The organism is Asaia platycodi JCM 25414 (assembly GCF_000614545.1).
Taxonomy (GTDB): domain Bacteria; phylum Pseudomonadota; class Alphaproteobacteria; order Acetobacterales; family Acetobacteraceae; genus Asaia; species Asaia platycodi.
Genome location: NZ_BAKW01000005.1, coordinates 69,119 through 94,462, shown reverse-complemented (window position 1 = coordinate 94,462; position 25,344 = coordinate 69,119). Strand labels below are relative to the sequence as shown.

Sequence of the window (25,344 nt, the reverse complement as noted above, 5' to 3'; positions counted from 1 at the left end):
CTTCCGCGGGGAGCTGTTTTTCGCCTGTTTGCTCGGGCGATGCGTGCCTCGTGTGAAAACCGGCTTGTGCCTTGAGATCGGAAGTGAAACGATTGGCGAAGAGATTTATCTTTTCGTTAACGAGGCTGCTTACCGATGCGTCTGTTTATCCCCCTTTTCGGTCTGGCGTCCTGCCTGGGCACGGCGCTTGCAGCGCGCCCGGCCCCCAGCCAGAATATGCCGCTATCGATGCGCCCGTCTTCGACACGCTGGTCCTGCCGGATGCGCCCGATATCTGGCGCAGCGGCTCCGGGCGCCCCGGACCAGCCTATTGGCAGAACCGTGCCGATTATCGCATCGACTCGCGCATCGATACGGCCAGCCACGTGCTGACCGGCACCGAGACGATCACCTATACCAATAACAGCCCCGATACGCTCGACGTGCTCTGGTTGCAGCTCGACCAGAACCTGTACCGCAAGGATTCCCGCTCCTGGGTGGCTTTTCCCGACTGGCATCCGGCCAGTTCCGAGGGCTATACCATCGAGCGCGTGACGATCGAGGCGAACGGCGTCGAAACCCCCTCGAAATTCCGTATTTCCGATACCCGCATGCAGGTCAGTCTGCCAGAGCCTCTGGCAGCTTCCGGGCATGTGCTGAAGCTTCACGTCACCTGGCATCACACCATTCCCGGTGAATGGGGCGGACGCACGGCGGTCACCCCGGTCAAGGACGGGACCATTTTCGAAGTCGCCCAATGGTATCCCCGGCTCTGCGTCTATGACGATCTGCGTGGCTGGGACACGCTCCCCTATCTCGGGCAGGAATTCTATCTCGAATACGGCACCATCGATTATGCCGTAACCGTGCCGTGGAACTTCACCGTGGTCGGCTCCGGGGCGCTGACCAACCCGCAGGACGTGCTGACCGCTACAGAGCGCGCACGTCTGGCCGAGGCGGCGAAAAGCGACAAGCGGGTGCTGATCCGTACCCCGCAGGACGTGCTCGACCAGGCGAGCCATCTGGCGCGCTCTGGCGAGAAGACCTGGCGCTTCCATATGGAGAACACGCGAGACGTCGCCTTTGCCGCCTCATCGGCTTTCGTGTGGGACGCTGCAAAACTCGACCTGCCCGCCCTTCCTGTGGCCAGGGGCCAGAAGCCGCAACCTCGTCTTGCCATGTCGGTTTATCCGCGTGAAGGCGCAGGCCCTCAGGCCTGGGACCGCTCTACGGAGTATGTGAAACACGCGATCGAGTATTTCTCGTCGCAATGGTACCCCTATCCCTGGCCCAACGCCGTCAATCTGGGCGGACATGGCGCGGGCATGGAATATCCCGGCATCGTCTTCGATGGCTGGCAGGACAAGAACGACGTTCTGTTCTGGATCACCACCCATGAGCTCGGTCATGGCTGGTTTCCGATGATCGTTGGCAGCAATGAGCGCCGTCATGCCTTCATGGATGAGGGATTCAACACTTTCATCGATGCCTACGCCTCGCAGCATTTCAATCATGGTGAATATGCGCCGAAAAAAGACGCTGAATTCGCGCCCGAAACCGGCGATCCGGCCAAGGATATCGTACCGGTCCTGACGGCTTCAGACGCCCCGACCCTGATGATGCCAGCCGAACTCGTACCCGAGAAATACCGTCACAAAGTAACCTATTTCAAAGGGGCTTACGGACTGATGCTGCTGCGCGAGCAAATCCTCGGGCCAGACCGCTTCGATCCTGCTTTCCGGGCCTATATCCGTGCCTGGGCATTCAAACACCCGACGCCTTCGGATTTCTTCCGCTTCATGTCGAGCGAGGCGGGCGAAGATCTGACTTGGTTCTGGCGCGGCTGGTACTTCGAAAACTGGTGGCCGCAATATCGTCTGGACGGCTTCTCTCAGAGCCCTGCCAAACAAGGTGAGCAAAGCACGATCAGCGTCGGCGTGCGCAACGAGGGCAAGCTGATGCTGCCCGTGAAGCTGCGCATCACCTTGCAGGATGGCTCCAGGACCGACCGGGTTATCCCCACCGAAGCTGGATGCTGCATGACAGGCTGAGCCTGACTTTCCCCGATCATGGTGCAGTCAAGACCATTGCGCTCGACCCAGATCAGGGTCTGCCGATGCCTGACCGGAACGGGCTGGTCATCACTCCTGCGACCACGGCTCATCCCTGAGTCACAGCCCTCCTGCACCGAGCAGGAGGGTCGACCTTAACCGGCGACGGCCTCGGCATGTTCCGCCCAGCCACCGGACGTCACGAGGCCTGCGGCCTCGTTGCGCTCGACGGAATCGAAGCCGAAAAAAAGCTGTGCTTCAGCCCAGACGGGCGATGGCTGTGCCGAATGGCTCTGCGCCAACAGGCGGGAAAGATCGGCGGCACCGGTCGAAAGATATCTGATCATTCAGTCTGACCCTCACGACTGCACCCTCCGACCCGATCATTCCATCAGACGGATAAGGCGCATGAAAACAACGATCCGAAAGGCCGAAGAGCCATTCGGAAAGACGCGGAGAGCGCCCCCGCGTGCTGACGAGAAATTCAGCCTATATGATAGTGAGAGTCGTTCTCAACAACTATTTTCATGCCGATAGGGCGAGAACGAGGCAAGTCCCTCTTTCTCCTGCAAAATCGCTGCACGCTCTTCTTCCAGAAACGGCCCCACGGCCCTGGCGAGGGCCGGATCGCGTATGAAATGGCTGGAAAAGGTCAGACTCGGCAGATAGCCGCGCTGGATCTTGTGCTCGCCCTGTGCGCCTGCCTCGACCCGTGCCAGACCTTCGGCAATGGCAAAATCGATGGCCTGATAATAACACAACTCGAAATGCAGAAAGGGCCAGTCGCCTTCGCAGCCCCAGTTGCGTCCATAGAGTGTATCGCGCCCGGCTAGATTGAGCGCCGCTGCCACAGGCTCGCCCTGATGTAGCGCCTGCATCAGCACTATGCGGTCGCCCAGGCGCTCTGACAGTGCGGTGAAAAAACTGCGCGTCAGATAGGCTTGCCCCCATTTGCGATCGATTGTCGCCTGGTAAAATGCGTAAAACCTGTCCCAGTCCTGCGCCGTGATTTCCGGCCCGCGCAATGTGCGAAACGCCAGACCGCAGCTTTGCGCCTCACGCCGCTCACGCCTGATGCCCTTGCGCTTGCGCGAGGCCAAAGCGTCGAGAAACTGCTCGAAATCGGCATAACCCTGATTATGCCAGTGATATTGCAGCCCGATGCGTTTCATCCAGCCATGACCAGCAAGCACATCCTGCTCGGCCTCAGTGCAGAAACTCATATGGACGGAAGAGAGGCCGAGTTCCTCGCAGGCCTGACGCAGCGCATCGCCGAAAACGCCCTGATCGTGTCCTGCGCCAGCTGGCCGGGATCTATGAGGAGACGTTGCCCGCTAACAGGGGAAAACGGTACGGCGATCTGCAACTTGGGGTAGTATTGTCCCCCTGCCTGCTCGTAAGCGCGCGCCCAGCTCTGATCGAAAACATATTCCCCGTAGGAGTGCCCCTTGAGGAAAAGGGGCGCCACCGCTACGAGCCCGTCTCCATCACGCAAGGCTGCATAGCGCGGCAGCCAGCCCGTCCGCGCACCGACGGAGCCGCTTTCTTCCAGAGACAGAAAAAACGCGTGGCTGAGAAAGGGGTTGTCATCCCCCGCGCAGCGATCCCACGCAGCGGCACCTATTTCGGTAATGGAAGCGTGAAGCGTCAGGGACCAGTCCGTCATGTTGGGCATGTGGGCCGTCCCTGAGACCGAATCAACCGCCGTCAAAGGGTCACGATTGAAAAACGGCAGAAGCTCACATTCAGAGATCAGACGATCTCGATCAGCGCCTCGACTTCGACAGGCGCGTCGAGCGGCAGGGAGGGCACACCGATCGTCGAGCGTGCGTGACGCCCAGCATCACCGAACACGGCAACAGCCAGATCGGACGCGCCATTCATGACTGTGGCATGCTGGGTGAAATCGGGGGTGCAGGCGATAAAGCCACCAAGACGCACGATGCGCTTGACCTTCGACAGATCACCCAGCTCGGCCTGGACCTGCGCCAGAACATTCAGAAGACAAAGTTCGGCGCATTCGCGCCCCAGTTCGGGAGAGACGTCCTCACCCAGCTTTCCCGTCGCCTTGAGCGTGCCACCAGAAAGCGGCAATTGCCCTGACACGACGAGCAGCGAACCCGTTCGCGCCACCGGCACATAGGTGGCGACCGGTGCCGCCGCCTTGGGAAGATGAAGGCCGAGCGCTGCGAGGCGCATGGACGGTGTTTCAGACATGGACCAGTCTCCTTGCTGAGGGTGCCCCCTCAGCTGACCAGACGCAGCCTGCCGCGGTCACGCGGGGGGAGATCACCGGGGATATCGAGCGGCAACATCGGATCCTCTTCGATCACATGAGGATCTTCCGGCGCACTGTCGGGCAGACGCTTGCCCAGATAGCTATCTGACAGCGCCCTGAATGCATAATCAAGCAGCGATGAGGCATAGGCCGCCACCGGGTCACCCTCGACCGTGCCCGCAGGCCCGAAACGGGTATGCGCAAACTGCTCGACATAAGCCGACAAAGGCGCGCCATGCTGCAGGCCGATCGTGACGGCCTGACCGACACTTTCGAGCAGGCCTCGCACCATCGAGCTTTCACGCCCCGGCGTCAGGGAAATCTCGCCGAGCGAGCCATCTTCATATTCACCCGTGCGCAGATAGAGGCGATGGCCGCCAATGGCTGTGCGCTGCGTAAACCCGCCATGGCGGGCGGGCAGAGGGCGACGCGCACCGCGTTCCAGACGCGCTGTGAGCGGCAGCGAGACGCGCGGGTCGGGACGCGCAGGCATACGATCGACGAAGCCCGTCAGGGCGCGGTGCATCGACAGATGCGCTTGCGGCCCTGGCTGCGGCAGCGGATTCTCGCCGAGAACGGCAGAAGCCAGAGCCGCTTCGAGGCTCAGCCCGCGATGGGCCAGACGCGACATGGCACTTACACGCAGATGACCATCGGCGCGCAGCGGCGAGAAGATTGGCGCCAGACCGCAGGATTCGACACCGAGCAATGCATCGACAGGGCCGGGCAGGGAAAAACCGGTTTCGATCAGAGCGCGGTTGGGCAGATCGGGCAGGCTGTCTTCCATCTCGTCGCGTATCTGGCGCCCTGTGATCTCGAGCCCGGCTATCGGGCAGGAGATGGGGGGCAGCGGCACGGGGCCAGCGCCCTGACGGGCGAGAGACGTCGCAAGCCAGCTCAGATAGCAGGCGGCATCGCGCCCGCTCTCGCTGTCGTAATCGAGCCCCATCAGGGCAAGACAACTATCAAGGTTGGTCAGAAGCAGCGTGCCTGCCGGACCACCGAGACCGTCCTGCTCCGGCGCGGAAGTCGAGGGGGCATCGAAAAGCGGCAATTCGCCATTAAGCATAGGCCCGTTGACAGCATGCAACCGACGCAGCGCCACGCAGGCGAGACGCAGGGTCTCGACAAAACGCTCTCCGTCGAAATCGCCTTCCTGGACAAACGCAGCGAGATTGACCACGAAACCGGAACGGCGATCAACCTGCCCCTGCCAGAACGCGGCCAACGGCGCGATCTGGCGGGCTAGCAGGCCGCCTGCAAGAGCCGGACCCAGCGCAGGCACAGATTTTCCATCTCGCCGGGCAGGGCAGGCAGGCTGCCAAGACGGTCGAGCCAGCGTGCGGCTTCGCCCGACAGGCGCAAGGCGCCCGTCGCGCCCGAAAGCTGCAGGAGCGCAACCGCCGCCTCGTCTTCCCAACTGGCAGGAAGCGTTACGGCACGCAGGGCGAGATCGTCAGGATCGGCAGCGACATGCGCGATGCGCATACGCACCCCGTTCCACTGGAGAAGCGTTGTCATGCCTGTGAATCTAGGCTCCGAATCGGGGCTGGAAAAGGGGCATTCGACCGCGCAGACAGGGGATAATGGTCCGCATAATGGGGATATGGTGGATAACATTCCCCGACCCAATCCCGGGCAGGGTGATGGACGCTGGCAAGCGAAGCCTGTAGGACTGAAACGGATCGTTTTTCCTGCGTCATTCCTTGCGCGGCCCAAGCCTGTGAGTTCCAAATCACCATGAGTTCATTGTCTGGCGTTCGTCCCCGTCGCGATCTTCTCGAACTGACGACCGGCTTTCTGGTGCTTGCCATTCTGGCCGGGCTTCTGGTGCTGGCCGTTCTGGGGCGCAGTCAGGGCGGCACGGATGGCTATACGCTGCGCGCCGTCTTCAACCAGATCGATGGGCTGTCAGTAGGCTCCGACGTACGGCTGGCCGGCATAACAGTTGGTCATGTGACCTCCGAGACGGTCGATCCCAAAAGCTATCGTGCTGAGGTCAACTTCACGGTGCGTGACGGAATTGAACTGCCGACCGATAGCGCGGCCATCGTCACCTCAGACAGCCTTCTCGGTGGCAAATACATTGCCCTCTCTCCCGGCGGTGATGAGAAAAACCTCAAGCCGGGTGGCATCGTGTCGCAGACACAGGGCGCGATCAGTCTCGAACAGCTTCTGAGCAAGTTCATCTTCTCTGTGACGGACTCGCTCGATAAAAGCCGCAAGGCCGCTGCCCAATGAGCAGCCCCACCCGCTGGATTGATCGTCAGGGCGCCCCCATCGCCTGCGTCGAGAAACTCAAGGTGCTGAGAGAAAACGAGACCGAGCTGCGCCAGACCCTGCAGGATGTGTTCGAAGACGCGCTGCTGATGGGAGTCGATCCAGACGCGATGCGACGCCATCTGGTCGATATGGTCGCAGCACTCAAGGAGCTCAACGCATGAAACGCGCCCTCTCCCGAACGGCGATGCTTGTCGCTTTGCCTCTCGCCATGGCGCCTTGTGCGGTTATCCCCACGTCTCTTGCGGCAGAGGCCATCGCGCCACCCGTCATGTACCCTGCCGATCTGTGGCAGGGGCGCGGCGAGGCGGTACTCCGCGTGCTCAACCGTACCGACTCCCATATCGAGACCCTGAGAATCCCGGTCGGCGGGCAAGCTCAGTATCGCAGCCTGCATCTTGGCGTCACGCGCTGCGTCGAGCGCCCCGAAACCCTGCCCAGCGATTCCGCAGCCCTGATCACCACAAGCGACGACACCGATCCGGGCGCACATTATGAAGGCTGGATTCTGGCCGAAGAGCCCTCGCTGACAGGATACAAGAGCGCGCTTTACGGCGTCGCCATCATTTCCTGCTCCGGTCCCAAGGTCGATCCGGCTCTGGCTCCGTTGCCCCAGTCAGTCGTACCCGTGCTGTCCAATGCGACACCCGAAGGCGCACAGAACCAACCGGGCGATCTGGACGACCCCAACCATGCTGCAGCACCCGGCGCCTTACCGTCGCAGACATTGCCGAACGTTCCTTCGGGATCTCTTCCGGCCAGACCTTCCGCCGCGCAGACCGGTGGCCCGACGGCTCTGACTCCCTTCGGGGAGGTGGCAACGCCTTCGCATCCAGCATCCGCTGCGCCCCGCCAGGCCCCCTATCAGACGCCCGGTCAACCCCCGCGTCAGGACGCGGGCGGCCCGATGCAGCTGGCCCCTTTTTCTGGCAGTAGCACAATGGGCGGCAACGAGCAGGCGCTTCCGCCGCCTCAGCCCTATAATCAGTGAGTTACTGACAGATCAGATAAGTCACGGGCAGAAATGACCGTCTGACCATATTCTGATCAGATTTGAGGGTGATAACGCGGCTGACCCTGCATTTCGGTGCAACCGCGTATCAATGAGGAAGTTATCAGACTCATGACAACCCCCTCTCCCTCGGCCTCTCCGTCATTCGGTCTCGCTGTTCCCTCACCGGATCGCACGGCCTTTCTGCTCGATTTCGACGGGACTTTGGTCGATATTGCACCGACCCCTGACTCTGTTCAGGTTGAACCCGGCCTCATCGACACCCTCCTGCGCCTGAAAGAGATCTGTGGCGGTGCCCTCGCCATCGTGACGGGCAGACCTATCGCCCAGATCGATCATTTCCTGCCTGGCATTCCCACTGCTGTTGCTGGGGAGCATGGTTTGACCCTGCGCCGCAGCTGACGGGGCTGAGGAGCCAGTCAGTGCCAGCCCTGTTCCCTCCCTCTGGCACCAGCAGGCAGAGGCCCTTGTCAAGGCTTTCCCGAATACGGCCCTGGAATGCAAGAAAGCCGGTCTAGTGCTGCATTATCGCGGCCATCCTGCTGCCGAGGTGCCCTTCAAGGTGGCTATCGAGTCCTGGCTTGCCGGGCAGGATGTTTTCGAGATCCACCCGTCCAAGATGGCGTGGGAGATCCGCCTTGCAGGTATCCATAAAGGCAATGCTGTCGAAGCTTTGATGGCACAGCTCCTTTCGCCGGGCGTGTTCCCGTTTTCGTTGGCGATGATGTGACCGATATGGATGGCGTGCGAGCTGCGAAAGCACTTGGGGGTTATGGCTATCTCATTCCCGATGATTTTCCGACCGGCCATGCTTTTCGGGCCTGGCTCGCCCGCTTTGGGGAGAATGCCTGATGGGTCGCCTCGTTGTCGTTTCCAATCGTGTTCCCGCCCCTCGTGAACGCAGCCAGCCCGCAGGCGGCCTCGCCGTGGGCGTACGCGATGCCGTGCGCGGCACTGAAAGCCTCTGGTTCGGCTGGTCGGGCCGCCACACCAGCCAGTCGAAAGATCAGACTGCCAAGCTCGATACGCATGAGAGCTGCACCTACGCCACGATCGATCTGACGCGCAGCGAATACGAGCATTTCTACGAGAATTTCTCGAATGGTCTGCTCTGGCCGCTCTGCCATTATCGTATCGGGATCATCGACTACAAACGGATCGATTATAAGGTCTATCGCGAGGTCAACGCGCTCTTCGCCGATCAGCTCGTGCCATTGCTTCGTGATGACGACACGATCTGGATCCACGATTATCACCTCTTCCCGCTCGGTGCGAAGCTGCGCAGGCGGGGGGTGAAAGCCAAGATCGGCTTCTTCCTGCATATTCCCTTTCCGCCATGGAGCGTGACCCGCGTCTTGCCTTGCGCCGAGGAAATGCTGCGCGAGATGGCCGCATATGACTTGATTGGCGTGCAGACCGCCGAAGACGCCCGCAATATGGATGGCTGTTTCGAGGCCAATAACCTGCCCAACCGCGCCGCCCATTTCCCGATCGGCATCGATCCGGTCGAGTTCGGCGAGCAGGCCATCCACAACATGATGGCCGAGGAGGTGCAGCGCCTGCAGGCCTCGCTTCGTGGGCGCAAGCTCATTCTCGGTGTCGATCGCCTCGACTACTCAAAGGGTATCCCCGAACGCATCCATGGCTACGAGACGTTTCTGAACCGTTATCCCGAGCACAAGGGCGAGACGGTTCTGCTTCAGATCACCCCGGTCTCTCGCGCTGGTGTGGCCAGCTATCGCGCCTGCGTCGTGAGCTGGATGAGATGGCGGGTCATATCAACGCCATGCACGGCAATTTCGACTGGTCGCCCATACGCTATCTGACCCAGTCCGTGCCGCGCGAAGTGCTTGCCGGGTTCCACCGTATCGCCGATGTTGCCCTCGTCACCCCCCTTCGAGACGGCATGAACCTGGTCGCCAAGGAGTTCGTTGCGGCCCAGAGTGCCGAAGATCCCGGTGCACTCATTCTCTCTTCCCTGGCCGGTGCTGCACCGGAAATGGAAGAAGCGCTCATGGTCAATCCCTATGATCATGAAGCATTGCCGATGCAATTCATGCCGGGATCACAATGAGCCTTGAAGAGCGGCAAAGACGCTGGCAGGCTCTGCACCGAGACGTCACCCAGAATACGGCTGCAAACTGGCCGATAATTTTCTCGAAATGCTCAGAGAGACAAAAGGACAGGAATGATTGCGCGACTGACCGGTGGATTGATGTTTTTCGCCGGTTTCGCCGCGCTTTTTGCGGCCTATTGGGCGGAGCATATTCTCGGCTACGCCCCGTGCGAACTCTGCCTGATCGAGCGCGCACCCTGGCGCATCGTCGCCTTTCTGGGCGTGATTGCTCTGCTCATTCCCGGTATGGTCGGATTCTGGGCGACCGTGCTCGCCCTTCCCGCCCTCGCCGCCTCGGTCATGCTGGCCGGTATTCATAATGGCGTCGAACAGAAATGGTGGGAAAGCCTCTTCCCGCGTGCCATGCTCCCGTTTTCCACGCAGGCGCCAGTTTCCGCGACCGCATGGCTCCATGCCGATGCGCCCGGCCAAGCCCTGCGACGACCCGACCTATCTCTTCCATCTGCCGGTCTCAATGACCGTACTCGGCGGTATCGCCGCAGCCGTGCTCTTCATCATTGTCAGCTATAGCGTTGTGCTTCAGGCACGACGCTGGCACGCTGCGCGCTGACATCCTGCTTCAGGGCGCAGCCCTGACCCGCGAAAGGGCGCGCCCCTTCAACCCCTCCTCACTCCATCAGATCTCCTGAGCCTGGCTGTAATCCGATGAGGAAAAGGGGAGAACCGCGCGCGTCACGCGTGATAGCGACACGCCGAGCTGAACAGCCAGATATTTCTGAGTCCCCGACGAAAGAAACGAGGCAAATACCGCGCTCGATCCAGCGGACACGTTTCCAATGACGTAAATCACCATAAATAATATTTTTTGATCGTTTTATGGCTTTTTACACCACTCATTCGAATGAAATCTGATTTTTTGAGTCAAAATCTCTGAAAAACAGAATTTGGCACGACTTTTGCAAGAAGGAGATCATACCACCGGACAACGGGTCCGGGGCTTCTATAAGGATCTCGTCATGTTCGCTTTCGCCAAGTCTCTCCTTGCCGTTGCCAGCTTCGTCGCCATCGCTGCCCAGCCTGCTTTTGCAGAAAACCGCATCGTTCCGGACGGGCAGAGCGCACAGATCGATGTCTCGCACGTCAATCTCACATCCGACCGTGACTGGAACCGGGTTGCAGATGCAATCCACGTCAAGGCTGCCGATATCTGCGAGCGCGATGTGGGTGCCAGCGATCGTCGCGATGCCGATGTCGAGGAATGCACTCAGGCCGCCTATGACAATGCCGTGCAGCAGATGCGTGACATCTACGCCCGTCGTACCGCAGCGAGCCAGACCCGTCTGGCCCGTTCATGACCGCAAAGGCGCTACAGGGCGCGCGGCAAAAGAACGACGAAGCAGGCACCTGTGATCCGACCGGCTTCGTCATAACGGTTTTCGGCATGAAGCGTCCCATGAAGGGCTTCGATGATCTGTCGACTGATGGCGAGGCCCAGCCCTGAATGCTGACCGAAGTTTTCGGTCTGGGGGCGTTCGGAATAGAAGCGGTCAAAAACATCTTCGAGCTTGAGCGGGGGAATGCCCGGCCCCTCATCGCTGACCGTAATACGAATCTGCCTGTCTACAGGGCGCATGAAGAGGGTAATCCGCCCGCGTGGGGGCGAGAACGAAATCGCGTTGCCAATCAGGTTGCGCAACACCTGAACCAGACGATCTTCCACCGCCAGAACCCGCAAGGGATGGACTGCATCGTCATGGGAATCATCCAGAACAAGAATGGCATCTTCGGGCTTGCGTGTGGTCTGATGCATCTCCGTCAGGATAGAGAGCAGCATTCCCACGGCCACGGGTTCCGACCGGGCGCGTGACAGTTCGGCGTCAATGCGACTGGCATCGGCAATATCGGTTATCAGCCTGTCCAGACGGCGCACATCGTTATTGATGATGGCCAAAAGCCGGGTCTGGCGCTCGCGGTTTTCGATACGCGGCAGGGTCTCGATGGCCGAGCGGATGGACGACAGCGGATTCTTGATTTCATGGCTGACATCGGCAGCAAAACGCTCGATGGCGTCCATACGGGCCCAGAGCGCCAGCACGCTACCGCGCAGCGCGCGCGCCAGCACGCCGATCTCGTCACGACGCACCAGCAGGGATTCAGGCACGGTATCGGCACGCCCCGCTACATCGCGCATGTCGTGGGAAGCGACCGCGAGGCGCAGAAGAGGCCGGGCGATAGTGATGGAGAGATACCAGGACAGCAGGACTGTCACAGCCATGGCCGCCAGAAAGAGCGAGAGGATCGAGGAGCGCACGGCGAAAAGCGAGCGATCGACCTCCTGTGCCTGTCGCGTCAGCTGGATGACACCCACCGTCTGTCCATCATGAATGACGGGTTCGGCGACTGTGATGACGAGCTCATGCTCAGGGGTGCGCCTGATATATGGAGCGGCCTCTGCCCCACGATATTCGCCGGCAGAACGCAGAGGGGGCGGGCTGTCCTGATTTTCCAGCGTCACAATGCCTTCGCGTGACGACAGAGGCAGAAGCGACAGCAGCCATTCATAGGCAATTTCGACACCGTTATTGCGCGGTGGCTGCCACCGGGGCGGTGGGGCTGGCTCGCCAGCTCCCGACTGACCCTTGCGGTCTCGGCGTACGAGCGCCGCCTCGTTCAGACTATCGGCCACAAGCGTGCCGTCGGGCCCGACCAGCCGGGCGCGCACATTGGGGCTGGGTTCGGTCAGGCGCAGCAGAAGCGGACGCGCCTGCGCCCCGTCGAGCATGAACTCTGCTCCAGGAAACGGATGACGAGCCGGGTCGCGCACGACCGCAATCTGCCCCATGGCCGCAGCATAGATATGAGCCTGTTCGCGCAGCGCGTTCACATCGGTTTCGAGCAGGCTGTTCTGAAAGTCGTTCAGAAAAAGGAGCGTGACTGCGAGAATAGCCAGAGGCAGCGTGTTGAGTAGAAAAATGCGCCGCATGAGTGGAGAGGCGAAACGGGGCAGGTGAAAGCGTCGTTTCGATGGCTCACCATCCCGCCCTGCTTCGAGCGCCCGCGTATCAGCATGGCGGAAAGACCGCCTGCGCAGGCGCCTAAGCCCCTGTGACAACAGACCAGGGCGCCCTGCGCGACCGCCTGCCAATGGATTCACGCTGGGGCATGGCCGGTCAGTCTTCCTTGTAGCGATAACCTATGCCGTAAAGCGTCTCGATCTGATTGAAATTATCGTCGATCTGCCTGAACTTCTTGCGCACGCGCTTGATATGGCTGTCGATCGTGCGGTCATCCACATAGATGTTCTCGCCATAGGCGGCATCGATGAGCTGATCGCGCGATTTCACCATGCCGGGGCGCAGGGCGAGCGCCTTGACCAGCAGGAATTCAGTGACAGTCAGCATGATGTCCTGACCCGCCCAAAGGCATTGATGACGCGTCTCATCCAGTGTCAGGCTGCCACGCACGATGGCGGCACCACCGGTCGACACACCGCTGCCTTCGGCGCGGCTCGCATCCTGACGGCGCAGCAGGGCGCGGATACGTTCGAGCAGCAGACGCTGGGAGAAGGGCTTGGTGATATAATCGTCAGCGCCCAGACGCAGCCCCATGAGCTGATCGAGTTCCTCGTCTTTTGAGGAGAGAAAAATGACCGGCAGGGCCGAACGGGCCCTCAGGCGCTGAAGCAGTTCCATGCCATCCATGCGCGGCATCTTGATGTCCAGCACCGCCAGGCTGACCGGCCGCGCCTGAATCCCCTGCAGAGCCGCCTCGCCATCTGTATAGGTGTGCACCACAAACCCCTCGGCTTCGAGCGCCATCTGGACCGAAGTGAGAATATTGCGATCATCATCCACCAGGGCGATGGTGTGCTTTGTCGTCTCCATGCGCGATGCATCCGCCTTCAATTTCTGCCTGTTGCCAATAACAGGGGGGTTGGCATATGGCTTGATAGAGCCACCTATATCTTACCACGCGGCTGCGCCCAAGACGGGGCAGCTGAAAACGGTCGGACATCCAAGGATGGTCGATCGGTGCTTTTCGTGGCTTCTGGTGGCCAGTCTCGCCCCGAACAGGGGGAGTATGCCAGAAGCCGACCCTATGCCGCCCGGTCACACTGGGCCAGATTTTTCGAGGTTGCGACCACGATGACGACTGAAAATGCGCTCCACGACGAGCAGAACGAAACCCCGACCCCCGAGACGGTAGAAGCCCAGACGGAAGCGACGGCCCTGAGCCCCGAAGCCCGCATTGCCGAACTTGAAGCGCAGGTCGAGGAATTCCGCGATAAGTGGATGCGCTCCGAAGCCGATATGCAGAACTATCGCACACGCGCCAAGCGTGAGGTTGAAGATGCGCGTCAGTACGCCGTGCAGAAATTCGCCAAGGATGTCGTCGAGGCCGCCGAAAACCTTCAGCGCGGCCTCGCCTCTCTTCCGGCCAAGACCGAAAGCGAAGACGGGCTGATCAGCAAGCTGCGCGAAGGCTTCGAGAGCACCGAACGCTCTTTCGTCGCATTCTCGAGCGCAACGGCGTGACCTGCCAGCATCCGGTCGGCGAGGTATTCGACGCCAATCTGCATCAGGCGATGGCCGAGCAGCCGAGCGACGACCATGCCGATGGCACGGTGATGCAGGCCTGGACTCCCACCTGGACGCTGCATGGCCGTCTGCTCAAGCCCGCCATGGTGGTGGTGGCCAAGGGCGGAAACAAAGCCGCAGAATGAGGGTTGAAACCCTCAACAAGGCCTCCTAGATTTCAAGAGTAACCCGCCCCTGCCGAGGCAGGGAGACGAAAACAAGGGTGTTGCCCGGTGCCTCAATGGGCCGGACAGCGCCGCTGAAAGGACTGAAATATGAGCAAAGTCATTGGTATTGACCTTGGCACCACGAACTCTTGCGTCGCGATCCGCGAAGGCGATGAGACCAAGGTCATCGAAAACAGCGAAGGCGCACGCACGACGCCGTCAATGGTCGCATTCACCGCCAATGGTGAGCGTCTTGTCGGCCAGGCAGCGAAGCGTCAGGCTGTCACCAACCCTTCCGATACGCTGTATGCCGTCAAGCGCCTGATCGGCCGTCGTTTCGACGACCCGACCGTCGCCAAGGACAAGGAAATGGTCCCGTACGAAATCGTACGTGGCGATAACGGCGATGCCTGGGTCAGCGCCCGTGGTGAAAACTACGCGCCGTCGCAGATCTCGGCTTTCGTTCTGGGCAAGATGAAGGAAACCGCCGAATCCTATCTCGGTGAGACCGTCTCCCAGGCCGTCATCACGGTTCCGGCCTACTTCAATGATGCTCAGCGTCAGGCAACGCGCGATGCCGGTCGTATCGCCGGTCTCGAAGTGCTGCGTATCATCAACGAGCCGACGGCAGCAGCTCTGGCCTATGGCCTCGGCAAGCGCGATTCCGGCACGGTGGCCGTTTATGATCTTGGTGGTGGCACGTTCGACGTGTCGATCCTCGAGATCTCCGACGGCGTCATCGAAGTGAAGTCCACCAATGGCGACACTTTCCTCGGCGGTGAAGATTTCGACAACCGTATCATCGGTTACCTGGCAGACGAGTTCAAGCGCGATCAGGGTATCGACCTGCGCGGCGACAAGCTGGCCCTGCAGCGCCTGAAGGAAGCCGCTGAAAAGGCGAAGATCGAGCTTTCCTCTTCCAAGGAAACCGAAATCAACCTGCCCTTCATCACGGCTGACGCTTCGGGTCCGAAGCATCTCGTGGTCAAGCTGAGCCGCGCCAAGCTCGAAAGCCTGGTAGACGATCTGGTGCAGCGTACGCTCGGCCCGTGCCGTGCAGCCCTGAAGGATGCCTCGGTCACCCCGGCTGAAATCGACGAAGTCATTCTCGTCGGTGGCATGACGCGTATGCCGAAGGTCATCGAGACGGTTAAGCAGTTCTTCGGCAAGGAACCGGCCCGCAACGTCAATCCTGACGAAGTGGTCGCTATCGGTGCTGCTGTTCAAGGCGCCGTGCTCAAGGGCGACGTCAAGGACGTTCTGCTGCTCGACGTAACCCCGCTGTCGCTGGGCATCGAGACGCTGGGCGGTGTCTTCACCCGTCTGATCGATCGCAACACGACGATCCCGACCAAGAAGAGCCAGACCTTCTCGACGGCCGATGACAACCAGAACGCCGTGACCATCAAGGTCTATCAGGGCGAGCGCGAAATGGCGGCAGACAACAAGCTGCTGGGCAATTTCGACCTCACGGGCATTGCCCCGGCCCCGCGCGGCGTGCCGCAGATCGAAGTCACCTTCGACATCGACGCCAACGGCATCGTCAATGTTTCGGCCAAGGACAAGGCGACTAACAAGGAACAGCAGATCAAGATCCAGGCCTCTGGTGGTCTGAACGATGCCGATATCGACCGCATGGTGAAGGAAGCCGAGGCGAACGCCACGGCAGACAAGGCCAAGCGCGAGATGGTCGAGCAGCGTAACAATGCCGAAGCCCTGATCCATCAGACCGAGAAGTCGCTGACGGAAGCCGGTGACAAGGTTCCGGCGGCAGACAAGACCGAAGCGGAAGCTGCTGTGGCCGCGACCCGCGACGCCATGAACGGCACCGATGTCGAGGCTCTGAAATCGGCCACCGAGCGTCTGACGCAGGCGGCAATGAAGATCGGTCAGGCTGTCTATGGCCAGTCTCAGGCTGAAGAAGGTGCCGCCGCTGGCGAAGCCCATTCTGCCAAGGACGAGAACGTCGTCGATGCCGATTTCGAAGACGTGGACGACAGCAAGAAGCACTGAGTTCCAAACAGAGGGGGTCTCTGACCCCTTCTCAGGAAGCTTACGGCTTTCAGCGCCCGTCCTTCCCTTGGGAGGGGCGGGCGTTTCGACGTTCTGATCGCCCCCGCCTCTGCCGCTCTCGCGACAGGCACCGATCTGGCGCCCCTTGACCCCTGGATCTCCTGACGAGGACTCCCATGGCCACCAAAATCGATTTTTATGCTGTTCTTGAAGTTACGCGCACGGCCACTGCCGATGAGCTGAAAAAGGCCTATCGCAAGCAGGCCATGCGCTATCATCCGACCGCAACCCGGGTGATGAGAGCGCAGAGCATAAATTCAAGGAAATCAATGAGGCCTATGACGTCCTGAAGGATGAGCAGAAGCGTGCAGCCTATGATCGTTTCGGCCATGCGGCCTTCGAGAATGGCGGCATGGGCGGTGGCGGCATGGGCGGCGGCTTCGGCGGTTTCGGGGGCGGTGGTCTCGACGATATCTTCGAAATGTTCGGCGACATGATGGGGGGGCGTCGCGGTGGTGGCGGCGGGCGCCGTCGCACAGGTAATGACATTCAGGTCCAGGTCGAGATATCGCTGACCGAAGCCTATGCTGGCGTGAAAAAGCCTGTCGAGATCCGCACGCGCGTGGCCTGCGAAAGCTGCCATGGTTCGGGATCGGCTGACAGCAATGCCGGTGATACCACCTGCCCCACCTGTCACGGTGCCGGTGCCGTGCGTGCGCAGCAGGGCTTCTTCCTGGTCGAGCGCCCCTGCCCGACCTGCCACGGCTCGGGCAAGGTGGTCCGCAATCCTTGCAAGAGCTGCCGCGGCGCGGGCACGACGGAACAGACGCGCTCGCTCGATATCGCCATCCCTGCCGGTGTCGAAGACGGCACGCGCATTCGTCTGACGGGTGAAGGCGAGGCTGGGGGCAGCGGTGTACAGCCGGGCGATCTCTACGTGCATGTCTCTGTCGGTGCCAGCGACATCTTCCAGCGCGACGGCGCCAATATCTATTGCCGCGTCCCCCTGCGCATGACGCAGGCTGCGCTTGGCACCGAGATCGAGGTGCCTGTCATTGATGGCAGCCGCACCAAGGTGAAAATTCCGGCAGGCACCCAGACAGGCGAGAATTTCCGCCTGCGCGGCAAGGGCTTCTCGGTTCTGCGCTCCAGCGCGCGCGGTGACATGTATATTCAGGTTGCCGTCGAGACGCCGCATCACCTCAGCCCGCGCCAGAAGGAGCTGCTCGAGGAATTCGAGGCCGAGGCAGGCGAAACCCAGGATCAGGAGAAGGCCAACCCCGAACATACCGGGTTCTTCGCCAAGGTCCGGGATTTCTTCGAAGGGAAGTGAGCACGATGCGTATCGGGATTGCAGGCATTACAGGGCGCCTTGGCACGCTTTGCGCTGAAGAAGTGGTGGCAGCTCAGTTCCATCTTTCCGGCGGGCTGGCCCGCAAACCCGACGCCTTGCGCCATATCGTGACTGACCCCGCCCGTCTGGCAGGGTGCAGCGATGTGGTGATCGATGTGAGCAGCCCTGACGCGACCTGCGCCAATGCAGAGGCCTTCGCTCAGGCGCGCTGCGCCTGGGTGATTGGCACCACGGGCTTCGACGCTGCGCAGGAAGAAGCCATTCAACGCGCCTCGAGGCATATCCCCGTTCTGCGGGCGGCAAATTTCGCACCGGGTCTGACCCTGCTGCTCGATCTGGCACGCCAACTCGGCGCCGCCCTGCCCGCCGATGAGTATGACGCCGAAATTCTCGAAACCCATCATCGTCAGAAGCGCGATGCCCCCTCGGGTACGGCGCTGGCCATCGGCGAAGAGTTTGCCAAAGGTCGCAGGGTCACGCTCTCTGACGTAACCGAAATTGATCGCTCGGGGCTGCGCGGCGAGGGGGCGATCGGTTTTGCCTCTCTGCGCGCCGGTCAGATCGTTGGCGAACACAGTCTGATCCTGACTTCGGGGACTGAGCAGATCACCCTGTCACATCGCGCTTTCGACCGACGCGTCTTCGCTCAGGGCGCAGTGAAAGCAGCGCGCTGGCTGGTTGGTAAACCGGCAGGATTATATGACATGACAGCAATATTCAGCGCCTGAAACCGGCCTCGGTTCTGCCCAAATCATAACAAACTCTTGACCCCTGCGGCTTAATGCCTTTAAGGACAGCCCTCTCTTGCGGTACGGGCGCAGGCTGTCGCGCGTCCGCTGTTTTTTCTTTCACTCATTCCCTGCGAGGTCCCTGAGTGCGTAACTACGGCGAATTTCTCTTCACATCGGAATCCGTTTCTGAAGGTCATCCGGACAAGGTCTCTGACCGGATCAGCGACACCGTTCTGGACGCTTATCTCGAGGCAGACCCGGAAGCCCGCGTTGCGTGCGAAACCCTCTGCACGACCAACCGCGTCGTTCTGGCCGGTGAAGTCCGTGGCCCCGCCTCGATCACCAGCGAGCTGCTGATCGAACGTGCGCGTCACGCCATCAAGGATATCGGCTACGATCAGGAAGGTTTTTCCTGGAAGAACGCCGAGATCACCTCGCTGCTGCACGCGCAGTCCGCCGACATCGCTGTCGGCGTCGATAGCGCCGGCGAGAAGGATGAGGGCGCAGGCGATCAGGCATCATGTTCGGCTTCGCCACGCGCGAGACCGAGCATCTGATGCCGGCCCCGCTCTTCTATGCACAGTCGATCCTCGAAAAGGTTCGCGACTATCGCAAGAGCAATCATGCGCTCGGTGTCGGCCTGCTGCCGGATGCCAAGAGCCAGGTCACGCTACGCTATGTCGATGGCAAGCCCGTCGGCGCCACCTCGGTCGTGATCTCGACGCAGCATATCGAAGGCATGCGTCAGAACACCATTCGCGAAATGCTGCGCGAGGTGGTGCGCGAAGTCCTGCCGGAAGGCTGGATGTGCCCGGAAGAAGAGTTCTACGTCAATCCGACGGGCAACTTCGTGATCGGTGGTCCCGATGGCGATGCAGGTCTGACGGGTCGCAAGATCATCGTCGACACCTATGGCGGTGCAGCCCCCCATGGCGGCGGCGCCTTCTCTGGCAAGGACCCCACAAAGGTCGATCGTTCGGCAGCCTATGCCGCACGTTATCTGGCGAAGAACGTGGTTGCTGCTGGTCTGGCCGATCGCTGCACCATCCAGCTCAGCTACGCCATTGGCGTGTCCAAGCCGCTTTCGGTCTATGTCGATCTTGACGGCACGGGCAAGGACATCGACGAAGCCCGTCTCGGCAAGCTGCTGAACGAAATGGTCGATCTGTCGCCGCGCGGTATCCGCAGGCATCTGCGCCTGAACCGCCCGATCTATGTGCCGACCTCGGCCTATGGCCATTTCGGTCGTGTGCCCGATCCGGTTCTCGACAACTTCACCTGGGAGCAGACCGATCTGGTCAGCTCGCTGCACGGTGCCCTCAACCGCTGAGGTCCCCAACTGTCTGACACTTCTCTCAAGTCCCAACCTGAGCGGCTTTACGGCCGCCAGCGCGGGCACCCGCTGCGCGCCCGCCAGCAGCGTCTTCTCGACGAGGCGCTGCCACGGCTCCGTCTGAACCCCGAACAGGCCATAGATCCGAAAGCCGCCTTTACTGGCGCGCCGGTCGATTCAGTCTGGCTTGAAATCGGTTTTGGCGGGGGCGAACATGCGCTCGACCAGGCGCAACGTAATCCCGATATCGGTTACATCGCTGCCGAAGTTTCGAAAACGGGCTATGCTCCTCATGTCCCGCATCGTGCCGGAAGGGGAAGAAGACAGCATCACGCCGCCAGATCATTTCCGTATCTGGCCCGATGATGCGCGTCAGCTTCTGAAATCCCTGCCCGATGGCTGCCTTGATCGCGCCTATCTGATGTTCCCCGATCCGTGGCCGAAGGCACGTCATGCAAAGCGACGTTTCATCCACCCGGAGAATATTCGTGAACTGGCCCGCCTGCTGAAGCCCGGAGCCATCTGGCGCGTTGCCAGCGATCACCCGGTCTATCAGGACTGGGTTTTCGAGATCATGGGCGCACAGGATCTGTTCGACGCGCCCCCGCCCGCACAGGGCGAGCGCCCCGAAGGCTGGTCGCCCACACGCTATGAAGCCAAGGCTACCGCGAAGGCCGCGTGCCGTTCTACTGGACGTTCACGCGTCGCGGTGCCTGACACCGAGACGGATCGGAACACCGCATGAGCACGCAAATCGAACGCGAGGAAATGGAATTCGACGTGGTGATCGTCGGCGGCGGCCCTGCCGGGCTCTCCGCTGCGATCCGCCTGCGTCAGCTCATGCCTGAGGCCACGGTCTGTCTGGTTGAAAAAGGCAGTGAGATCGGCGCGCATATCGTCTCAGGTGCCGTGATCGAGCCACGCGCTCTGGCCGAGCTTTTCCCCGACTGGCAGGAACGCGGTGCGCCGCTGAACACCCCGGTGACGGAAGAAAAGGTGCTTTTCCTGACCGAAAAGCGCGGCTTTGCCATTCCCTTCATAGACAAACTCATGCCCGCCATGGCCAATCACGGTAATTATGTCGTGTCATTGGGTGAAGTCTGCCGCTGGCTCGGGGCGCAGGCTGAAGAACTGGGCGTCGAGATCTATCCCGGCTTTGCCGCTGCCGAACCCTATATCGAAGACGGCCGCCTGTGCGGCGTCATTACCGGCGATATGGGTGTGAACCGCGACGGTGAGCAGGGGCCAAATTTCGCTCCGGGCATGATCCTGCGCGCCAGACAGACCATTCTGACCGAAGGCGTGCGCGGCTCGATCAGCCAGCGTGTGATGAAGCAGTTCAATCTGCGTCAGGGTGTCGATCCGCAGACCTACGGTCTTGGCATCAAGGAAGTCTGGGAAATCCCGGCTGAGAAGCACAAGCCCGGATTCGTGCAGCACAGCTTCGGCTGGCCGATGGATGACGGCACCTATGGCGGCGCCTGGCTCTATCATTTCGGCGAAAACCTCGTTTCCTACGGCTTCGTCACCGGGCTGGATTACAGCAATACCTGGCTCTCTCCCTTCCAGGAGATGCAGCGCCTCAAGACCCATCCTGAGTTCACGAAGCATCTCGAAGGGGGCCGCCGCCTGATCTACGGTGCGCGAGCGCTGTCAGAAGGCGGCTTCCAGTCCTTGCCGCGCCTGTCTTTCCCGGGGGGCGTGCTGGCAGGTGATTCCGCGGGCTTTCTGAACATGCCGAAGATCAAGGGCACCCATACCGCCATGAAGTCCGGGATGCTGGCCGCAGAGGCCGTGGCCGAGGCGCTGGGTCATGAAGGCCCTTGCGAAGCGACGAGCTATACGCGCCGCTTCAAGAGTTCCTGGCTGTTCAAGGAGCTGTTCGAAGCCCGCAACGTGCGCCCTGCCTTCGCCCGCTGGGGCAATCGCTTGGTGCGCTCTATGCCGGTATCGACAGCCTGATCTTCCGTGGCCGCGCCCCATGGACGCTGCATTTCCGTCATACGGATCATGAGGCGCTCAAACCTGCCGATCAGTGCAAGCCCATCGCCTATCCCAAGCCCGATGGCACGCTGACCTTCGATCTGACCTCATCGGTGTTCCTGTCGGGCACCAATCATGAAGAAGATCAGCCGATCCATCTGAAGCTGCGCGACCCGTCGAAATGGCTGCCGGTCAACTGGGATATCTTCCGCTCGCCTGAAAGCCGCTATTGCCCTGCCGGTGTCTATGAGGCGCTGGAAGAGAACAGCACCATGCGCCTGCAGATCAACGCGCAGAACTGCGTGCACTGCAAGACCTGCGACATCAAGGACCCGACACAGAATATCGACTGGTGCGTGCCCGAAGGGGCGGGCGGCCCGAATTATCCGGTCGGTATGTGATTTTGAGTCGCAATAGGGTATGAACCCAGTCGAGATTTCCAGGATCGGCGAGGAACAGATGAAGATAGTGGTCCCGGTCAAGCGGGTGGTTGATTACAACATCAAGCCCCGCGTGAAGGCCGATAACAGCGGCGTCGACACGCAGGGCGTGAAGATGTCGATGAATCCCTTCGATGAAATTGCTGTCGAAGAGGCCGTGCGCCTTCGCGAAAAAGGCGCCGCCTCCGAAATCGTGGTCGTGACCATCGGCGTGGCAGAAGCCCAGCCGGTACTGCGCACGGCCATGGCCATGGGCGCCGATCGCGGCATTCTGGTGCAGACCGATGCCGATCTCGAACCTCTGGCCGTCGCCAAGCTGCTCAAGGTGATCATTGATCGTGAAAACCCCGGTCTGGTCGTCATGGGCAAGCAGGCCATCGACGATGACATGAACGCAACCGGTCAGATTCTGGCAGCACGCCTCAACTGGCCGCAGGGCACATTTGCCAGCTCGGTTGCCGTTGAAGACGGCCGTATCACCGTGGTGCGTGAGGCCGATGGCGGTCTTGAAACCGTGCGTCTGGCCCTGCCTGCGGTCGTCACCACCGATCTGCGCCTCAATGAGCCGCGCTACGCCACCATGCCCAACATCATGAAGGCGAAGAAAAAACCGCTCGAAACCATTGCTGCCGATACGCTGGGCGTGGATATCGCCCCGCGCCTTGAAGTGGTGAGTGTGGTCGAACCGCCGGTGCGTCAGGCAGGCATCAAGGTGTCGAGCGTTGCCGAACTGGTCGGCAAGCTGCGTGACGAAGCAAAGGTGATCTGAGCATGACGACTCTGGTTCTGATCGAAGCCGAAGGCGCCGCCATCAAGAAGGCCAGCCTTTCAGCCGTTGCTGCCGCCCGCGCTTTCGGCGCTGTAGATGTCCTGCTGATTGGCGCCAATGGGGCTCAGGAAGCGGCAAAGATCGAGGGTATCACCCGCGTTCTTCACGCTGACTCCACCCCGCATCTGGCCGAGAGCATTGCGGCGCTGATTGCCGACCGCGCTTCGGATTACGATCACATCGTTTCCGCCGTGACCGCCTATGGCAAGAATGTGCTGCCCCGCGTGGCCGGACTGCTTGACGTGCAGCCGATCACCGAAGTTGTCGAGATCCTCGGCGCCGACACCTTCGTGCGTCCGATCTATGCGGGTAGTGCGCTCTCGACGGTGCGCTCACGCGACGCCATCAAGGTGCTGACAATCCGCAATGCCAATTTCGATGCTGCCAAGCTAAGCGATGCTGCACCCGCCCCTGTCGAGGCGATCTCGGCGGCGGTTGAAGTGCCCGATGCTGAATATGTCGGGATCGAGCTGACCCATTCCGATCGCCCCGAGCTGGAATCCGCCCGTGTGGTGATTTCGGGTGGGCGCGGTCTGAAAGACGCCGCCAATTTCAAGCTGCTCGAACCCGTTGCCGACAAGCTCGGCGCTGCTATCGGCGCCTCGCGCGCTGCCGTCGATGCCGGGTTCGCGCCGAACGAAATGCAGGTTGGCCAGACCGGCAAGATCGTGGCACCTGAACTCTATATTGCCGTCGGCCTCTCGGGTGCCATCCAGCATCTGGCCGGTATGAAGGACAGCCGCGTGATTGTGGCGATCAATATGGACCCGGAAGCCCCGATCTTCAGCGTGGCCGATTACGGCCTCGTCGGCGACCTGTTCGAGGTTCTACCACAGCTCAACGCCGAACTGGGCGCCTGACCGGCTCGCTTCGCCGTCTCGACCGTGACACTGGCCGAAGCACGTCTTCGCGCCAGTGCCGCAGTTTTCATTCCCTGACAGCTTTCGATTGTTTTTCTCATAAGCATGAGACATGCTTGTATACATGATTGAGACGTCGGAAATCCAAGCTGGTGGCGCGCGGGCCAAAGCCCGTTGCGACGAACTCGGGGCATCCCCCTATAGCGATCAGTCTGACGGGCTGTTTCGGCCCTATCTGAGCCCTGCCCACAGGGCGACGCTCGGGCGTCTGGCCCAGTGGATGGACGACGCCGGAATGAGCGTCGAAACAGACGCAGTGGGCAATATCATCGGTCATTATGCAGGCACGACGCCTGATGCACCGGTCCTGCTCATCGGTTCGCATGTCGATAGCGTGCGCGATGGCGGGCGTATGACGGGATGCTGGGCGTCATGCTTGGCATCGAGCAGTCGGGCATTTTCACCGTCACAACCAGCGTTTCCCCTTCGCCCTCGAAGTGATCGGCTTCGGCGATGAGGAGGGATCGCGCTTTTCGACGTATATGATGGGGTCGCGCTCGGCAGCGGGTCTGACCCAGACGATCGATGACAGTGTGACCGATCGCGATGGCGTCACACTGCACGATGCCCTGGCCGATTGGGGCCTCTCGACCACACGCTTCAGGACTGCAAAGCGCGACAATGTGCTCGCTTATGTCGAGGCGCATATCGAGCAGGCGCCGCATCTCGAACGGGCCGCTCTGCCACTGGGTCTGGTTCGGGGCATCGCGTCGCAATATCGCTATCGCGTCACGCTGGACGGTCAGGCGGCCCATGCCGGTACGGCCATGCATGAGCGGCGCGACGCGCTTGCGGCCGCAGCCGAGGCGATTACTGCCATCGAATCCATTGGCGCTGTCGGACCTGACGATCTGGTCACGACGGTCGGCTTCCTGACCGTCGAGAATGGCGCACCCAATGTGGTGCCGGGGCGTGTGGTCATGACCATCGATATTCGCGCGGTCACACCGGGCGTGCGAGAAGACGCCGCAAGGCAGATCCTGGATACGCTGGAGACAATCAGCCGCAAACGCGGCATCACCCTTGCTGTCGAGCAGGTGCAGGACCTGCAAGGCGCTTTGTGCAGCGAGGCACTGAATGCGACCTTGCGTGACGCCATTATCGAGACCACCGGCAAGACACCGCCGCTTCTGCTTAGTCAGGCCGGTCATGATGCGATGATCATGGCCCATCTGGCACCGATGACCATGCTGTTCATCCGCTGTGAAGGCGGTATCAGCCATAACCCGGCAGAAGCCGTTGACAATGAAGATGTCGAGGCCGCGCATCGTACGCTGGTCAGTTTCATCACGCGCGTTGGAGAAGAACGATGAACAACTT

General features: G+C 61.0%; 16 protein-coding genes and 10 pseudogenes. 20 read left to right on the top strand and 6 right to left on the bottom strand.

Annotation, left to right across the window (positions count from 1 at the left end; translation table 11 throughout):
- Positions 1 to 170 precede the first annotated feature (170 nt).
- Positions 171 to 2,149, top strand: a pseudogene (locus JCM25414_RS17715) (M1 family metallopeptidase).
- 36 nt (positions 2,150 to 2,185) lie between these two features.
- Here the strand turns inward: JCM25414_RS17715 and JCM25414_RS06090 are convergent.
- The 4 genes and pseudogenes from JCM25414_RS06090 to JCM25414_RS06075 form a co-directional block, all read right to left on the bottom strand.
- Positions 2,186 to 2,377 carry a hypothetical protein gene (locus JCM25414_RS06090; RefSeq protein ID WP_025841051.1) on the bottom strand — a complete coding sequence of 64 codons (192 nt, stop codon included), beginning with the start codon at positions 2,375 to 2,377 and terminating at the stop codon, positions 2,186 to 2,188.
- A 165-nt stretch (positions 2,378 to 2,542) separates the two neighbouring features.
- Positions 2,543 to 3,696: pseudogene (locus JCM25414_RS17710) on the bottom strand (GNAT family N-acetyltransferase).
- An 86-nt stretch (positions 3,697 to 3,782) separates the two neighbouring features.
- Positions 3,783 to 4,247 carry a RidA family protein gene (locus JCM25414_RS06080; RefSeq protein ID WP_025841050.1) on the bottom strand — a complete coding sequence of 155 codons (465 nt, stop codon included), beginning with the start codon at positions 4,245 to 4,247 and terminating at the stop codon, positions 3,783 to 3,785.
- A 29-nt stretch (positions 4,248 to 4,276) separates the two neighbouring features.
- Positions 4,277 to 5,829 (bottom strand): annotated as a pseudogene (locus JCM25414_RS06075) (TSCPD domain-containing protein).
- A 219-nt stretch (positions 5,830 to 6,048) separates the two neighbouring features.
- Between JCM25414_RS06075 and mlaD the strand changes: the two are divergent.
- The 7 genes and pseudogenes from mlaD to JCM25414_RS06030 all read left to right on the top strand — a co-directional run bounded on the left by mlaD (position 6,049) and on the right by JCM25414_RS06030 (position 11,032).
- Complete coding sequence (mlaD, locus tag JCM25414_RS17705; RefSeq protein WP_035442748.1) at positions 6,049 to 6,549, top strand: outer membrane lipid asymmetry maintenance protein MlaD; 501 nt, start codon at positions 6,049 to 6,051, stop codon at positions 6,547 to 6,549.
- Positions 6,546 to 6,752: a hypothetical protein gene (locus JCM25414_RS17700; protein WP_035442747.1), complete on the top strand. Its 207-nt coding sequence runs from the start codon at positions 6,546 to 6,548 to the stop codon at positions 6,750 to 6,752. Before mlaD ends, JCM25414_RS17700 begins: the two co-directional genes overlap by 4 nt.
- On the top strand, positions 6,749 to 7,579 hold the full coding sequence (locus tag JCM25414_RS21505; RefSeq protein WP_025841047.1) for a DUF2155 domain-containing protein: 831 nt from the start codon (positions 6,749 to 6,751) through the stop codon (positions 7,577 to 7,579). Before JCM25414_RS17700 ends, JCM25414_RS21505 begins: the two co-directional genes overlap by 4 nt.
- Before the next feature lie 132 nt (positions 7,580 to 7,711).
- Positions 7,712 to 8,452: pseudogene (gene otsB, locus JCM25414_RS26975) on the top strand (trehalose-phosphatase).
- A pseudogene (locus JCM25414_RS17685) lies at positions 8,452 to 9,745 on the top strand (alpha,alpha-trehalose-phosphate synthase (UDP-forming)); the annotation flags it as partial. The pseudogenes otsB and JCM25414_RS17685, both read left to right, overlap by 1 nt.
- A 43-nt stretch (positions 9,746 to 9,788) precedes the next feature.
- Positions 9,789 to 10,247: a disulfide bond formation protein B gene (locus tag JCM25414_RS22885; protein ID WP_242403390.1), complete on the top strand. Its 459-nt coding sequence runs from the start codon at positions 9,789 to 9,791 to the stop codon at positions 10,245 to 10,247.
- Between the two features lie 446 nt (positions 10,248 to 10,693).
- Positions 10,694 to 11,032, top strand: a complete 339-nt coding sequence (locus tag JCM25414_RS06030; protein WP_148300966.1) for a UrcA family protein — start codon at positions 10,694 to 10,696, stop codon at positions 11,030 to 11,032.
- An 11-nt stretch (positions 11,033 to 11,043) separates the two neighbouring features.
- Here JCM25414_RS06030 and JCM25414_RS06025 read toward each other — a convergent pair whose 3' ends face one another.
- Positions 11,044 to 12,792, bottom strand: coding sequence for a stimulus-sensing domain-containing protein (locus JCM25414_RS06025; RefSeq protein WP_408734873.1), 1,749 nt, complete (start codon positions 12,790 to 12,792; stop codon positions 11,044 to 11,046).
- 55 nt (positions 12,793 to 12,847) lie between these two features.
- Positions 12,848 to 13,561 carry a response regulator transcription factor gene (locus JCM25414_RS06020; RefSeq protein WP_025841044.1) on the bottom strand — a complete coding sequence of 238 codons (714 nt, stop codon included), beginning with the start codon at positions 13,559 to 13,561 and terminating at the stop codon, positions 12,848 to 12,850.
- 261 nt (positions 13,562 to 13,822) lie between these two features.
- Between JCM25414_RS06020 and JCM25414_RS17675 the strand changes: the two are divergent.
- The 12 genes and pseudogenes from JCM25414_RS17675 to JCM25414_RS17650 all read left to right on the top strand — a co-directional run.
- Positions 13,823 to 14,400, top strand: a pseudogene (locus JCM25414_RS17675) (nucleotide exchange factor GrpE).
- 129 nt (positions 14,401 to 14,529) lie between these two features.
- Complete coding sequence (dnaK, locus tag JCM25414_RS06010; protein ID WP_025841043.1) at positions 14,530 to 16,434, top strand: molecular chaperone DnaK; 1,905 nt, start codon at positions 14,530 to 14,532, stop codon at positions 16,432 to 16,434.
- Between the two features lie 176 nt (positions 16,435 to 16,610).
- A pseudogene (gene dnaJ / locus JCM25414_RS17670) lies at positions 16,611 to 17,767 on the top strand (molecular chaperone DnaJ).
- A gap of 5 nt (positions 17,768 to 17,772) precedes the next feature.
- Positions 17,773 to 18,516, top strand: a complete 744-nt coding sequence (gene dapB, locus JCM25414_RS06000; protein ID WP_025841042.1) for a 4-hydroxy-tetrahydrodipicolinate reductase — start codon at positions 17,773 to 17,775, stop codon at positions 18,514 to 18,516.
- Between the two features lie 146 nt (positions 18,517 to 18,662).
- Positions 18,663 to 19,849, top strand: a pseudogene (metK, locus tag JCM25414_RS17665) (methionine adenosyltransferase).
- A 9-nt stretch (positions 19,850 to 19,858) separates the two neighbouring features.
- Positions 19,859 to 20,218 carry a class I SAM-dependent methyltransferase gene (locus JCM25414_RS26970; protein ID WP_081775818.1) on the top strand — a complete coding sequence of 120 codons (360 nt, stop codon included), beginning with the start codon at positions 19,859 to 19,861 and terminating at the stop codon, positions 20,216 to 20,218.
- Complete coding sequence (gene trmB / locus JCM25414_RS26965) at positions 20,145 to 20,597, top strand: tRNA (guanine(46)-N(7))-methyltransferase TrmB (protein ID WP_408734872.1); 453 nt, start codon at positions 20,145 to 20,147, stop codon at positions 20,595 to 20,597. The genes JCM25414_RS26970 and trmB overlap by 74 nt, the downstream gene beginning before the upstream one ends.
- A 23-nt stretch (positions 20,598 to 20,620) precedes the next feature.
- A pseudogene (locus tag JCM25414_RS17655) lies at positions 20,621 to 22,236 on the top strand (electron transfer flavoprotein-ubiquinone oxidoreductase).
- A 58-nt stretch (positions 22,237 to 22,294) separates the two neighbouring features.
- A complete protein-coding gene (locus tag JCM25414_RS05980) occupies positions 22,295 to 23,044 on the top strand; it encodes an electron transfer flavoprotein subunit beta/FixA family protein (protein ID WP_025841041.1) in 750 nt (249 codons plus the stop codon).
- A 2-nt stretch (positions 23,045 to 23,046) separates the two neighbouring features.
- Complete coding sequence (locus tag JCM25414_RS05975) at positions 23,047 to 23,964, top strand: FAD-binding protein (RefSeq protein WP_025841040.1); 918 nt, start codon at positions 23,047 to 23,049, stop codon at positions 23,962 to 23,964.
- 124 nt (positions 23,965 to 24,088) lie between these two features.
- On the top strand, positions 24,089 to 24,481 hold the full coding sequence (locus tag JCM25414_RS26500; protein WP_369346006.1) for a hypothetical protein: 393 nt from the start codon (positions 24,089 to 24,091) through the stop codon (positions 24,479 to 24,481).
- Positions 24,459 to 25,337: pseudogene (locus tag JCM25414_RS17650) on the top strand (hydantoinase/carbamoylase family amidase); the annotation flags it as partial. The gene JCM25414_RS26500 and the pseudogene JCM25414_RS17650, both read left to right, overlap by 23 nt.
- Between the last annotated feature and the right edge of the window lie 7 nt (positions 25,338 to 25,344).

Coding starts and splice junctions, on each gene's coding strand:
- JCM25414_RS05975 (WP_025841040.1), top strand. CDS start 23,047: ATGACGACTCTGGTTCTGATCGAAGCCGAAGGCGCCGCCATCAAGAAG.
- JCM25414_RS26500 (WP_369346006.1), top strand. CDS start 24,089: ATGATTGAGACGTCGGAAATCCAAGCTGGTGGCGCGCGGGCCAAAGCC.
- JCM25414_RS06030 (WP_148300966.1), top strand. CDS start 10,694: ATGTTCGCTTTCGCCAAGTCTCTCCTTGCCGTTGCCAGCTTCGTCGCC.
- JCM25414_RS06020 (WP_025841044.1), bottom strand. CDS start 13,561: ATGGAGACGACAAAGCACACCATCGCCCTGGTGGATGATGATCGCAAT.
- dapB (WP_025841042.1), top strand. CDS start 17,773: ATGCGTATCGGGATTGCAGGCATTACAGGGCGCCTTGGCACGCTTTGC.
- JCM25414_RS06080 (WP_025841050.1), bottom strand. CDS start 4,247: ATGTCTGAAACACCGTCCATGCGCCTCGCAGCGCTCGGCCTTCATCTT.
- JCM25414_RS21505 (WP_025841047.1), top strand. CDS start 6,749: ATGAAACGCGCCCTCTCCCGAACGGCGATGCTTGTCGCTTTGCCTCTC.
- JCM25414_RS05980 (WP_025841041.1), top strand. CDS start 22,295: ATGAAGATAGTGGTCCCGGTCAAGCGGGTGGTTGATTACAACATCAAG.
- dnaK (WP_025841043.1), top strand. CDS start 14,530: ATGAGCAAAGTCATTGGTATTGACCTTGGCACCACGAACTCTTGCGTC.
- JCM25414_RS06090 (WP_025841051.1), bottom strand. CDS start 2,377: ATGATCAGATATCTTTCGACCGGTGCCGCCGATCTTTCCCGCCTGTTG.
- mlaD (WP_035442748.1), top strand. CDS start 6,049: ATGAGTTCATTGTCTGGCGTTCGTCCCCGTCGCGATCTTCTCGAACTG.
- trmB (WP_408734872.1), top strand. CDS start 20,145: ATGTCCCGCATCGTGCCGGAAGGGGAAGAAGACAGCATCACGCCGCCA.
- JCM25414_RS17700 (WP_035442747.1), top strand. CDS start 6,546: ATGAGCAGCCCCACCCGCTGGATTGATCGTCAGGGCGCCCCCATCGCC.
- JCM25414_RS22885 (WP_242403390.1), top strand. CDS start 9,789: ATGATTGCGCGACTGACCGGTGGATTGATGTTTTTCGCCGGTTTCGCC.